Origin of the sequence: Paenibacillus sp. PK4536 (genome assembly GCF_028594455.2) — a bacterium.
GTDB classification, from domain to species: domain Bacteria; phylum Bacillota; class Bacilli; order Paenibacillales; family Paenibacillaceae; genus Saccharibacillus; species Saccharibacillus nuruki.
In genome coordinates this window covers 2,913,973-2,927,049 of sequence record NZ_CP126313.1, presented here as the reverse complement: position 1 = coordinate 2,927,049, position 13,077 = coordinate 2,913,973, and the positions used below count along the sequence as shown (strand labels likewise).

Here is a 13,077-nt window from a genome sequence, read left to right as displayed (position 1 = left end):
TAAAAAGTAAATCCACATGACGTCACGATTATACATACAGAGAAGGAGCTAACACATGGAAATCTTATGGGCAATTATGCTGCTCGCATCTACAACGCTTAGTGGTGGTCAAAGTGATCAAGGTACAACAAAGACAACTACTCTTCAATCCGCTTTGAATCAAGCGGCTATTCACAGTCAAATGAGTCAAACAGAGGTGGATGCTGATAATCCTCCTGCCAAAATTGATCCGCAAGTCGATGCACCTAAAGTAAAAGGCGTATACGTTACAGCTTACAGTGCTGGTGGTTCACGTATGACTACCCTGCTTGATCTTTTAGACAAAACAGCATTAAATGCTATGGTTATTGATCTTAAAGACGATGCTGGATACATAACGTATAAGACGAAAAATGCAAAGTTGAAAGAAATGGGTAGCCCGCAAAAATTTATTGCTGATCCAGAAGCGATGATGAAACGTTTGAAAAAGCATGATGTTTATCCGATTGCACGTATCGTTGTGTTCAAAGACTCTATTCTTGCTAAAAAGCATCCTGAACTTTCTTTTGTAAAAAGCAATGGACAAGTATGGAGCAATGCTAAAGGCGATAACTTTGTAAATCCATATAACAAAGACGTATGGGATTACAATATTGAATTGGCTAAAGAAGCAGCAGCGATGGGATTCAAAGAAATTCAGTTTGATTATGTTCGTTTCCCTGAAGGGTTCGAAAATCATGAAGCTGAATTGAAATTTACCAAAACTAAACAATCTCGTGTTGATGTGATTGCTGAATTTGTACAATATGCTCGTAAAGAGCTTGCTCCACTAGGTGTACGGGTTTCTGTTGATATTTTCGGTTATGCAGCTTCTGTTCCTGCGGCTGAAGGTATCGGACAAGATTTCACTAAAATTTCAGAAAATGTAGATGTTATTAGTCCTATGGTCTATCCAAGTCATTACTCTACAGGTTGGTTCGGTGTTAAAGATCCCGATAAAAATCCGTATGCAACGATTAAAGGTTCGATGGAAGATACATTGAAAAAGTTAAAACCACTTGGTGATCAAACACCGATTATTCGTCCGTGGATTCAAGACTTTACAGCAAGCTGGTTAGGTAGCGGTCACTATACATCGTATGGTGCTAAAGAAGTTAACGACCAGATTCGTGCGATGCATGAAAAAGGTATTGATGAGTACTTGCTATGGAATGCAGGTAACCGTTATACAGCCAATGCTGATTATTAATCATCATTTTATGTTGGGAATGCTATACCATTTAAAGTGCAGAACCCGGATCATTTTCCGGGTTCTTTTTTTGACTATTCAAAATAATCGTTATCCTGTACAATCAACTTTTGATACTTATAATTTTGATGCCTATGATGCCTATATAGTAACTATTTGATTGTATTGATGAATACATATATTACTTTATTCTATTAAATGAGGTTAGACTATGATCCCTACAGTTACACTTTTGCAAAAGTTCAGTCAGTTTCTAAAAATATTGTTTCCAATTCTCGTCACACAGATTGCTTTATCATTGATGACTTTTTTTGATACTAATATGTCGGGACATGCCAGTGCCGAAGATCTAGCTGGTGTAGCTATTGGTTCTAGCTTATGGGTTCCAATTCAAGCAGGTCTTAGTGGTATTCTAGTGGCTGTTACACCTATTGTGTCTCAGCTGATCGGTTCCAATCAACGCAAGCAGATTAGCTTTAATGTCGTTCAAGCCTTGTTATTATCTGTAGTCGTCTCGATCGTGATTCTCATTGTAGGCGGTCTATTATTGAACCCCATTTTGGATCTAATGAGTCTAGAACCTTATGTACGTGAAGTCGCTCATGGATTTATTGTATGTTTATCTACAGGCATCGTGCCGTTGTTCGCTTATACCGTGTTGCGTAGTTATATTGATGCACTAGGTCAGACACGATTTTCGATGATAATTACATTATGTGCGCTACCGATCAATGTAGTGATTAACTATTTACTTATTTTCGGTAAATTCGGATTTCCTAAATTGGGCGGAATTGGTGCGGGTGTAGCCTCTGCGATCACCTACTGGTGTGTGTTTTTAATAGCCGTATTGGTTATTCATCTCGCTGAACCTTTCCGTCAAGATCAGATGTTTAAAAAATGGCACTCCCCTTCTTTGCAAAAATGGGGCGAAATCTTGAAATTAGGTATTCCGATGGGATTTGCTATCTTTTTTGAAGTTGCTATTTTCGCAGGTTTAACACTATTTATGAGCAACTACGATACAATGACGATTGCAGCTCATCAGGCGGCTCAGAACTTTGCAGCAACCCTGTATATGATTCCGTTAAGTATTTGTACAGCTTTGACGATTCTGGTCGGTTATGAAGTCGGTGCAAAGCGCCTCAAGGATGCAAGGCAATATACTAAGCTTGGTCTGGGATTAGCTCTTGCATTATCATTATGTACGGCTGTGATTTTACTTGCTTTTCGCCAATCGGTTTCTGCACTGTACTCGTCTGATCCGGTATTGATCGACCTGATTGCTCACTTTATGATCTATGCTGCTTTTTACCAAATATCAGATGCGATTGCTACTCCTGTACAAGGGGCTTTACGAGGATATAAAGATGTTAACCCGGCTTTCTTTTTAACCTTTATCTCATATTGGATTATTGGATTACCTGTAGGGTATATTGTTGCAAACTATACCGATTTTGGTGCTTTCGGGTATTGGATAGGATTGAGCATCGGGCTTGCAGTAGGAGCAATTACGTTGCTTTCTCGTTTATTGTGGGTACAACGACAAGCGATCCGTGATACGAACTTTGCTTCCAAATAAGATGGTTTATCAACAAAAGCGGCATTCTCCTATCCAAGGAAAATGCCGCTTTTTATTTATTCTTGTCCACTCCAGTCGAAAAGGTCAATCTGTTCCATATCGACTTTCTTTTCTTCTGGAATCGTTGGTACTTCTTGTCCTAACATCGCCATCAATTGCCGAGCATTATCTGCTGCATCTCCGCCTGAATTATTATTGAAAATCACACAGACTTCTTCGGATTGCTGTTCCAATCGCTGTAGACGTTGTGCCCATTCTTGTAATTCTGCTTCATTGTAGCGGTACAGATAACGTACTTCTCGCCAGTTCGGTTGTCCTGATGAATTCCAGCCTGATTCATTACGGCCATGCATACGAACCACTGTTAACTGACGATCGGTCACTTCTTCAACAATTGGGACAGAACCGATTCCAGCCTGCGGTTCATCGCAGATGCTATGAATCCAGTTCTCTTTACGCATAAATTGGATCGTTTTATCTCGCATTTCAGGCGTGTACCAACTTTGATGGCGAAATTCGAGTGCACACGGGTAATCTCCCATAAGTTCACGAATATGCCGAAGAGTCTTTACATTTTCTCGATTACAATCGAACCAGGGTGGAAATTGGAATAGCGCAGCCATCAATTTACCTGCTTGATCCATTGTACTGATCGATAAGCGAAAAGCTTCAAACATCTCTGCTTCACTATCAAAAGGAATTTTACCCCGTGAATGCCCTGTCATACCTTGAAAAGCTTTGACAAGAAAACGAAAAGAACCAGGTGTCTCTTCAGTCCACTTTTCCATATTCCGCCGGGATTGGATCGCATAAAAGGAACTATCTACCTCTACGGTGCGGAATAATGAGCTATAAGTGGGTAATTTGTTCTTATTTGCTTCTTTGGTAAGATAGAGAGAATCATGATCTCCCCAACCCGTCAAACCGACAGTAATCATATGAAAATGAACCTCCTAGCGCTATCATCTACACTTTGCTTTGTTTCATACCAATTCCAGATACATATAAATTTACAATATCAAGCGCTAATTGTTCTGGTGCAACTTTGCCAGGAAGAAGTTGTGTAAATACAATCCGTTCAATTGTACCTACCAAACATTCTGAGACCATATTCATCCGAAATTCAGACTTAAATTGTCCAGAACGTTGTTCACCCGATAACATCTGCTCAACCCATTGAACCAATTCTTGCTTCATATTTTGCGATTGTGGTGCCAAATGAAATCCAATTCGTGTTAAATACGGGTTCGCATAAAAATAGTCAAACATTGAGGTCAACGTATGACATAATTGGTGCAGTACCCCATCAGTTGAATGTATTTCAGGAAGACGACTTTCATTGATGACTGTAGTGAGTCTAGCATGGAAAAGCTTAACTAGCTCTTCAAACACAGCATCTTTACTTTCAAAGTACAAATAAAATGCGGGTTGTGAAAGCTTGGCTTCTGCAACAATAGCACTGACTTTCGTTTCATGAAAACCATGTACAGCAAATTGTTTAGCAGCAGCGTGTAGCAAACGTAAACGGCTCTCCTTTCCTTTTGCTCCTTTTTCTCTCGTCAATGTATGGTAGCCCCCTTCTAGTTGGTCTCTCCAGTTCCTACGGAGTTAAGATATAAATGACTTACTCCCTTATAGTACAATAATTTACACGTTACTTCTAATCTTTAATTCAAAAATTTTACCATTTCTTCTCATATTTTTTACAAAAGTGATATCTAAAAGTAATTTTTGGTAAAATAAAAAGCGTGCAAATATTAGCAATCCGAAGATTACGTAAGATTTAGCCCGCTTTTTAAAGTTGATGATTCAAACATTTATCCGTTTTAGGACTGGCTTAAATTATTGAGATAAGCGAAGTGCTAACTCGTATGTTTCGTGGTCAAACTCTTTTTTGCTATTTACAACTTTATCAATATCCGTCAATACGATTTCGCCTTTGATCACGCCACAAGCTTTGTCGGATTCACCTTCAATTAACTTACGTACTGCAAAATCACCCAAACGACTTGCTAGATTACGGTCACGAGGCGTTGGTGTTCCACCGCGCTGAATATGTCCAAGTACAGTTACACGAGGTTCCAAGTTAGGATAGTGGATATGCAGTTGTTCTGCGATATCTTCGCCACGACCTGCACCTTCAGCTACGATAACAATACTATGACGTTTACCACAAGCAAAGTTGTGATGCATACGATCTGCAACTTCTTTAAGATCATACGATACTTCAGGAACAAGAATAGTCTCTGCACCAGAAGCTAGACCAGAATGAAGAGCAATATCGCCGCAATGACGACCCATAACTTCTACAATAGATACACGTTCATGAGAAGACATGGTATCACGTAATTTGTTAACCGCATCTACAACAATACCTACTGCTGTATCAAAACCAATCGTTGTATCTGTATACGAAATATCGTTATCGATTGTACCTGGCAATGCCATCGTTTTAATACCTAATTTACTTAATTTGTTCGCACCTTGGTAAGATCCATCTCCACCGATAACGACTAATCCATCAATACCGTGTTTGCGAAGAATATCAGCACCTTTTTGTTGACCTTCAAGTGTCATGAATTCTTTACAACGTGCTGATTGAAGAACCGTTCCCCCACGTTGGATAATATCGCCTACACTACGTAGATCCATCGGGAAAATATCTTCGTTTAACAAACCTTGATATCCACGTTGAACTCCACATACTTCAAGACCAAAATAAAGAGCACTACGCACAACGGCACGAACCGCTGCGTTCATTCCTTGGGAGTCTCCTCCACTGGTTAGTACTGCAATTTTTTTTACTGCTGACATTTCAAATTGCCCCCTTGTTCATTATGTTTACAGATACTTGCGAATCACTTGACTATTAATGATAAAAAAGGCTCGCATAGGAGGACCTTTTCGCAATAGCCGTTTAGAGATAGCACGCACTTCTCGTTGTGTCTTGACCTTGGGGTCTGTTAAGTATAGTGCGACTAGACCTTCAACAATCATAAGATGGAATGAAGCACCCGGAAGTTGTTGTACATCTGCGCGCGCCCAATCAACGATCTTCTCAATACGATCAATGACCTTAATAGACGGATCATAATAATCGCAAAAATTAAGATCGCCTGAATGCTGATCTTCTTCCTGATCAATCACATAGTCCAGCATAATATGAAGACAACATACATTTGGAAAATAAGCAGCATGCGCTTGCTTAGCTGCCGCATCATTCATACCCGGTAGACCACTTGCTGCCAAAAACATCATAAATATGCCCAAAGTAGAGCCTGTTGCCGCAGCAAATTCATGCCAGTATAACTGAGGTGTACGATGCTTATGCTCAGACCACCATTCCATCAATGTGGGTTGTCGTAGTTCAGGAGCGATATGTTTGTATGTCTGTAAACCGCAATATAATTCAACCAGATCACGCAAATAAGGATATACAATATCATAATCTGGAAGTTTACTAATATATCCCTGGCAAGCTTTCACCAGCGTAGACATATAACCAACTTCACTTTCACTATTAAATTCATAATAGTTTTTGGGTTCTACGCCTGGAACAATCGCATCAAGCAAAGCCTGATGGAGTAAACGGAAATCTTCAACATTTGTACATTGAGGACGATCAGATAGATTATCTGCATAATCACAAATCGTCTGAAACGCTACAATTAAAGGTAGCAAGTTATGAAATTGAGCCATATTCGCTACGGCATATACTGATCCACCATCACAGTGAAATTGCTTGTTACCTAGACTATCAAGTGCTTGATATCGTAGTTCAGCATCAGGTATCAAATTCGCCTGTTCACGCCAGCGAGCAAACTCTTTACGGACTTCCGGTATTCCGTGTTTGTATACGCGTCTCATCAAAGAAACAGCATTACGCGGAAACGGATAACGGACTTTCATCATATCATTCAATGGGCTTCCTCCACATAGTTGTCTGTTGAACCTATCAGTATTATCATACATTATATTCAGAGTGCTCACAACGTACAATTGAATTTATCACACCGCGCCACATATGGGTTTTCTTTCTTTTTTTCTTCATTTTAAGGGCATATATTTCTTATTTTCTCTGTGGTCTTTGAATAGAATACAAAAAGGATATTCAATGTTGGAAATCGGATTAAAAACACCACTTTTTGTTTTGACTTTCCACACCCTGCTCTATACCTATAATCATCAGTAATAAACTTGCACAAATAGATACAATTTTAAAAAAATGTAACTTTTTGTTGGTTAGATCACGCTCTCTTAGAGATCATTATGATATACTAACGATAATTTTTATAGAACAAAGGGAGACGATTACATATGTCCACACCAGAACCGCTCTCATGGAGGCGGTTGTTTTCATTTTTTATCCCTCTTGGGATTTCAGCCTCATTAGTCACTATTTCACATGTCATTATTAATCGTACGCTGGCATTTGCTGTTGATGCTGAAGTGGTAATTGCTAGCTATGCGTTAGCGATGAGTCTAGTGACGATTACAGAAAGACCGTCTACCTTATTGCGGCAGACCTGTTCTGCGCTTGTGCGAGATCGACTTTCGTTCAAAGCTTTGCTCAAAGTGACATGGATTTTTCTAGCCTTTGTACTAGCCATTGGCATACTGATTGTCTATACGCCTATAGGAAAATGGATATTCAGTACTTTATTCGGAATCAAAGATTCGATGGTTCCATTAGTGATTAATGTGTATGCAATCTTAATGTTTGTGAGTATCTTTTCAGTGATTCGCAATATTTATCAAGGCATTATTATTACCAATAATCGTACCAAATGGTTAACGATTGGCATGGTATTCCGTTTAGCAGGTATGTACTCGTTATCTCTTTACTTTATTTATTATCATCAGATTACAAGTGGTACGATCGGAGCCATCTTATTTCTGACAGGTATGATTATCGAAGCAGCTGTCAGCTATAGCGAAGGACGAAATATCGCTAAAAAGATGCCTGAAAAACTTGCCGATCATCCGGTAGAAACGCGTGCAGATGTATTCAAATTTTACAAACCGCTCCTTTTTTCATCTTTTGTTGCGATGTTGATTGGCCCTGCTATCAATGTTGTTCTTGGTAAAACAGAAGGTATTGCTTTAGCGATTTCTTCCTTTGCAATTGCTAGCAGTCTGTTGCAATTAATGCTTAGCTTTTTTACGTATATTCATCAGATTGTATTGAATTTCTATCATATCGATCCCAAAAAAGTACGCCGCTTTGGATTGTTAACTGGATTTATTCCTGTCACTTTGCTAGCTATTATCGCTTATACGCCTATGAGTTATTGGGTGCTAGGACATATTATGAACGTGAACGGTGAATTATTAACACAAAGTCTGTATACTTTACGAGCTTTTGTGTTGTACGCGTTAGTTATGCCATGGTTAGATTATTCGAATGGACTGATTCTTTTGCGTGGACAAACCAAAGCAATGTTTCGTTCACAGATGGCGAATGCTATATGTACATTTATCGTGCTGATAATCCTACTTTTTATCTTCCCTGCATGGAATGGTGTAATCGGGGCACTTGCTCAGTCGATCGGACTTGCTGCTGAGTTAGCTATCATTACACTGGTTATTCGTCGTACAGGACGACGTTCTGGACTTCAAGTGAATAATTAAGATTGCCAGATATTCGTAAATAATAATCAGATATCCTTATTAACATAATTGATGTGTTGCACAAAACCCTGTACTGCTCTAGGAATGCCTAGAATAGGTACAGGGTTTTTATTTAGAGTATAGATTACATATAGACATATAAAAAAAGCGCAAGTCTCTTGAAATGAATCAAGAGAACTTACGCTTTTACTAACATATGGATGAACATTCAAACGAATATTCAATATATAAGTGATCTGCTAAGCAGATATCGGTCTTATAATTTAATTACGTTAGCTGCTTGAGGACCACGGTTACCTTCAGTAATGTCGAATTCTACCGCTTGACCTTCATCTAACGATTTGAAACCATCACTTTGAATAGCTGAGAAATGTACGAATACGTCTTCTCCACCTTCAACCTCAATAAATCCGAAACCTTTTTCTGCATTAAACCATTTAACTGTACCTTTCATTCAAAAAACCTCCTAGAATATCGCCATATATGACGCATAACCATAGTATAACGCACCTGTTCTTAAATAGCAAATAAAACAAGGGATATGATTTGCAATTAATGAAGGCAAAGGGTATGATTTTAGCAAACGGACAGGGAGTAGAATACTAAAATGATAAAAAAACACACGATTTATAAAAAAGACAATTGGAACATGATGACTATTGAAGTTCAAGGACGCAAAATCGTTTTGAGAGAGATCTCTGACGAATGGGGCGAAGAAACGCATGATTTCTTGAGCCGTCCTGCTTTGATGCAATGGGCAAGCGATCGTTTTCCTAAAGAACGCTTTGAAACAGAAGCGGAATGGGAAGAAATTATGAATGCTTTTCGGGAGGTATAACCCTTTCCAATGAATTATACAGCGATTGTCATATTTATTATTCTTGCTTTTTTGCAAGGGTTTGTACTGATTGCTTATAAGGAAACCATTCCAGCGCCTTTAAAGCGCTGGCTTGCTATTTTTGCTATTGTCATGTTACTGGTTGCGTTCTTCTTAATGATCTACGGATTTTTGGTTGCCGTTAACCCTAACACATAATATAGCTTGATGTAGATCTATTAACTATCTATCATATCATCGCTCAAGAGGAGGATTTATTTATGCAGCAAGTACTTAAACGGTCAGAAGTGTCACAGGAAAATTGCTGGAATTTATCCGATCTGTTCGCAGATCAACAAGCTTGGGATCAAGCCTATGACAAAGTAAAACAAGAATTACCTGAAGCGATTCAATTACAAGGTAAACTCAACACTCCTGAAGCGGTCAAATCGGCTTTTGAGCTCGAAGATCGTATTGGTCTACAAGTCGAACAATTATATGCGTATGCTCATATGCATCAGGATGAAGATACCACCAATCCTACATATCAGGCATTATCGCAAAAAGTTAAAAAATTAGGCGTAGAACTTGGTCAAGCCCTCTCCTTTATCACACCTGAAATCTTGGGTCTGTCTGATGAGAAGTTGGATGAATTGCTTGCTTCTCCGGTTCTTGCTCCTTATCACTTTACATTACAAGAAATGAAGCGTGAGAAAGCACATGTGTTGACACAAGCAGAAGAAGCTTTGCTCGCACAAGTGGGTAATCTTTCTCAAGCACCACAGACTATTTTCGGAATGTTGAATAATGCAGATATGAAATTCCCTAACATTATAGATGAGAATGGTAATGAAGTGGAACTTACACATGGTCGTTATATTCAATTTTTGGAAAATCCGAATCGTGAACTACGTGAGCGTGCATTCAAAGCAATCTATAGCGCATATGCTCGTCAAAAAAATACAATTGCTGCTACATTAACAGCTAATATTAATAAAAATATTTTCTATGCTAATGTACGTAAATATCCATCTGTGTTGGAAAAAGCTCTTTATGGAGATAATATTCCTAAAGAAGTGTATACCAACTTGATCGATACGATTCATGAGGGTCTTCCTCTACTGCATCGTTATATTGCATTACGTAAGAAATTGCTTGGTGTGGATGAATTGCATATGTATGATCTATTTGCGCCACTCGTTGATGAATTCAAAATGGATATCACGTACGAAGAAGCCAAAGCTACTGTGGCAGAAGGTCTCAAACCACTCGGTGAAGATTATCAACAAGCGCTTCAAGCAGGCTATAATGAAGGCTGGATCGATGTGTATGAGAACGAAGGTAAACGTACAGGGGCTTATAGCTGGGGTGCTTATGGTGTCCATCCTTACGTTCTACTGAATCACAAAGACAATCTGAATAGTATGTTTACACTGGCTCATGAAATGGGTCATGCATTGCATAGTTATTATTCAGATAATGCTCTTCCTTATCGTAATGCACAGTATACTATTTTCCTTGCAGAAGTCGCTTCGACGACTAATGAAGCGTTATTGATGGACTACCTTTTGAAAAAATCGACAGATCCTAAAGAAAAAATGTATCTGTTAACGTATTATGCAGATCAATTCCGCACAACTGTTTTCCGTCAGACGATGTTTGCTGAATTTGAAATGATTACCCATGCTCGCGCAGAAGCTGGTGAGTCCTTAACTCCACAAGAACTATCCAAAATCTACTATGACCTCAATGTGAAATATCATGGTGAAGGTATGCATGTCGATCAGGATATTGAAATGGAATGGGCACGTATCCCGCATTTCTACAATAGCTTCTATGTGTACAAATATGCGACAGGCTTCTCTGCGGCCACAAGCTTTTCCAAACAAATTTTGGAAGAAGGTCAATCTGCTGTAGATCGTTATACCGGTTTCTTACAAAGCGGTGGTAGTGATTATTCTATTAACATCCTTGCCAAAGCGGGTGTTGATATGTCTACTCCTGCTCCTATTCGCGAAGCTATGAGCGTATTTGAAGCATTGATTACAGAAATGGAAGAGTTAGCAAAATAAGAATTTGAAGCTGGTGAACTACAACTAGACTTTGCATTCCCTTCAAAATTCACCTAATACTTGTAAAGACATGTTTACAATAGGGTTGATTGCGTTTTATAGATTAGATAAGGATGTATTCGGCCTTATGCTAAATTGAGGGGGTTATTATTTTGAAAATGCAATGGATGCTTATTTTGGGTTTGATCTTTGCGCTAATTACAGCTGTATTTGCGGTAATCAATGTCAATCCTGTGCAGGTAAATCTTTATTTTAATGTAGTACAAGTACCTTTAATTCTTTTAATTATTGGATGCGCTTTGTTAGGTGGTCTAATTGTAGGATTTTATGGTATCTATCGTCAGTACCGCTTACAGCGTGAGATCAAACTACTGAAAGCTGAGTTAGCTCAAGCTCCAGTTGCTGGAACTCCATTAACTACATCATCTGTAGATAATGATCCACTCAAGCCGATGTATACTGATAATGATACGACTGCAACTTCTTTTTCAAACCGTAAGTAATAAGAGCTGAAAAGCTAAACAGATTACTTACTGATCAAGATGAACTCAACCACTTATCGATTGTTGTCTGATTTCAGCCAACAGGTAAGTGGTTTTTTCATGTGAACTATGCTTAAAATATAAATTTACCCATGATTTTTATACCAATTTTTCTCACTAAGGAGACGTTTTATAATGGCAATCACGATCAATCAAGAATATACTATTTCGCTGCTCAAAGAATTATTATCTACGGCAAGCCCGACTGGATTTACACATGATATTATTACACGTATTGCAGAAGAAGCTGGCAAATTCGGCGTTACGACCGAGTATAATCAAAAAGGCGGTCTGATCTTAACATTAGACGGTCAAGATGCTTCCAAAACGATTGCTCTCAGTGCACATGTAGATACACTTGGTGCAATGGTACGTGCAATTAAATCGCAAGGAACAATCCGTTTTACAATTCTAGGTGGATTCAGTATGAATAGTATTGAAAATGAATACTGCACGATTCATACACGCAGTGGCAAAACGTATACAGGTACTATCCTGTCTGTTCAACCTTCTGTGCATGTATATGATGAAGCACGTGGACTTAAGCGTGAAGAAGAAAATATGGAAGTTCGAATTGATGAGTTGGTATCGTCTAAAGAAGATGTACAGCAACTAGGCATACAAGTTGGTGATTATATTTCATTTGATGCTCGTCCTGTCGTTACACCAAGTGGGTATATCAAATCTCGTCATTTGGATGATAAAGCAAGTGTAGCCGCATTGTTTGCATTATTAGAGTCACAACACACTCATCAATGGACACCACAGTATCGCACTCAATTCCTAATTTCCAATTATGAAGAAGTGGGTCATGGTACAGCTTATATTCCTGAAGGTATTCATGAAATGATCGCTGTGGATATGGGTTGTATCGGAGACGATCTTAGCTGTAAAGAAACCGATGTATCAATCTGTGCCAAAGATTCTTCTGGTCCTTATGATTATGCAATGACAGGCAAATTGATTGAATTGGCTCAAGCGGAGCAGATCGCTTATGCTGTAGATGTATATCCTCATTATGGTTCAGATGCTTCTGCTGCTCTTCGTGCAGGCAACAATATTCGTGCAGCTCTCATCGGGCCTGGTGTACATGCTTCGCATTCTATGGAACGTACTCATACAGATGCTGTGATTAATACAGCCAAATTATTAGGCGCTTATATTACGACTAAATAAAATAATACACAAAAAAACCTTCTTTCTCGTCA

The 13,077-nt window shown here is 38.8% G+C and carries 13 protein-coding genes; 8 read left to right on the top strand and 5 right to left on the bottom strand.

The features are described from left to right. Positions 1-55 precede the first annotated feature (55 nt). Entirely contained in the window at positions 56-1,228 is a 1,173-nt protein-coding gene (locus tag PO903_RS13115; RefSeq protein ID WP_137222428.1) for a putative glycoside hydrolase, read from the top strand. 211 nt (positions 1,229-1,439) lie between these two features. Further along, entirely contained in the window at positions 1,440-2,807 is a 1,368-nt protein-coding gene (locus PO903_RS13110) for an MATE family efflux transporter (RefSeq protein WP_273593626.1), read from the top strand. A gap of 56 nt (positions 2,808-2,863) precedes the next feature. Here PO903_RS13110 and PO903_RS13105 read toward each other — a convergent pair whose 3' ends face one another. The 4 genes from PO903_RS13105 to PO903_RS13090 all read right to left on the bottom strand — a co-directional run bounded on the left by PO903_RS13105 (position 2,864) and on the right by PO903_RS13090 (position 6,719). Next, complete coding sequence (locus tag PO903_RS13105) at positions 2,864-3,745, bottom strand: DUF72 domain-containing protein (RefSeq protein WP_069327069.1); 882 nt, start codon at positions 3,743-3,745, stop codon at positions 2,864-2,866. A gap of 28 nt (positions 3,746-3,773) precedes the next feature. Beyond that, complete coding sequence (locus tag PO903_RS13100; RefSeq protein WP_069327068.1) at positions 3,774-4,370, bottom strand: TetR/AcrR family transcriptional regulator; 597 nt, start codon at positions 4,368-4,370, stop codon at positions 3,774-3,776. Positions 4,371-4,649: 279 nt separating this feature from the next. Further along, positions 4,650-5,621 (bottom strand): 6-phosphofructokinase, encoded by a 972-nt coding sequence (pfkA, locus tag PO903_RS13095; protein ID WP_069327067.1) that lies wholly within the window; start codon positions 5,619-5,621, stop codon positions 4,650-4,652. A 27-nt stretch (positions 5,622-5,648) separates the two neighbouring features. Continuing rightward, positions 5,649-6,719 carry a tetraprenyl-beta-curcumene synthase family protein gene (locus PO903_RS13090; RefSeq protein WP_502921691.1) on the bottom strand — a complete coding sequence of 357 codons (1,071 nt, stop codon included), beginning with the start codon at positions 6,717-6,719 and terminating at the stop codon, positions 5,649-5,651. Positions 6,720-7,124: 405 nt separating this feature from the next. On the opposite strand from PO903_RS13090, the gene PO903_RS13085 reads away from it, so the two are divergent. Further along, positions 7,125-8,438, top strand: a complete 1,314-nt coding sequence (locus PO903_RS13085; RefSeq protein ID WP_273593624.1) for a multi antimicrobial extrusion protein MatE — start codon at positions 7,125-7,127, stop codon at positions 8,436-8,438. A gap of 256 nt (positions 8,439-8,694) precedes the next feature. Here PO903_RS13085 and PO903_RS13080 read toward each other — a convergent pair whose 3' ends face one another. Beyond that, on the bottom strand, positions 8,695-8,892 hold the full coding sequence (locus PO903_RS13080) for a cold shock domain-containing protein (RefSeq protein ID WP_069327064.1): 198 nt from the start codon (positions 8,890-8,892) through the stop codon (positions 8,695-8,697). A gap of 153 nt (positions 8,893-9,045) precedes the next feature. Between PO903_RS13080 and PO903_RS13075 the strand changes: the two genes are divergently transcribed. From PO903_RS13075 to PO903_RS13055, 5 genes are all read left to right on the top strand, one after another. Beyond that, entirely contained in the window at positions 9,046-9,276 is a 231-nt protein-coding gene (locus PO903_RS13075) for a hypothetical protein (RefSeq protein WP_069327063.1), read from the top strand. 9 nt (positions 9,277-9,285) lie between these two features. Continuing rightward, positions 9,286-9,474 (top strand): hypothetical protein, encoded by a 189-nt coding sequence (locus PO903_RS13070; RefSeq protein WP_069327062.1) that lies wholly within the window; start codon positions 9,286-9,288, stop codon positions 9,472-9,474. Between the two features lie 62 nt (positions 9,475-9,536). Next, positions 9,537-11,327 (top strand): oligoendopeptidase F, encoded by a 1,791-nt coding sequence (gene pepF, locus PO903_RS13065; RefSeq protein ID WP_273593623.1) that lies wholly within the window; start codon positions 9,537-9,539, stop codon positions 11,325-11,327. A gap of 152 nt (positions 11,328-11,479) precedes the next feature. Further along, entirely contained in the window at positions 11,480-11,830 is a 351-nt protein-coding gene (locus PO903_RS13060; RefSeq protein ID WP_175425146.1) for a LapA family protein, read from the top strand. A 174-nt stretch (positions 11,831-12,004) separates the two neighbouring features. Then, on the top strand, positions 12,005-13,045 hold the full coding sequence (locus tag PO903_RS13055) for a M42 family metallopeptidase (RefSeq protein ID WP_069327060.1): 1,041 nt from the start codon (positions 12,005-12,007) through the stop codon (positions 13,043-13,045). Positions 13,046-13,077 lie beyond the last annotated feature (32 nt).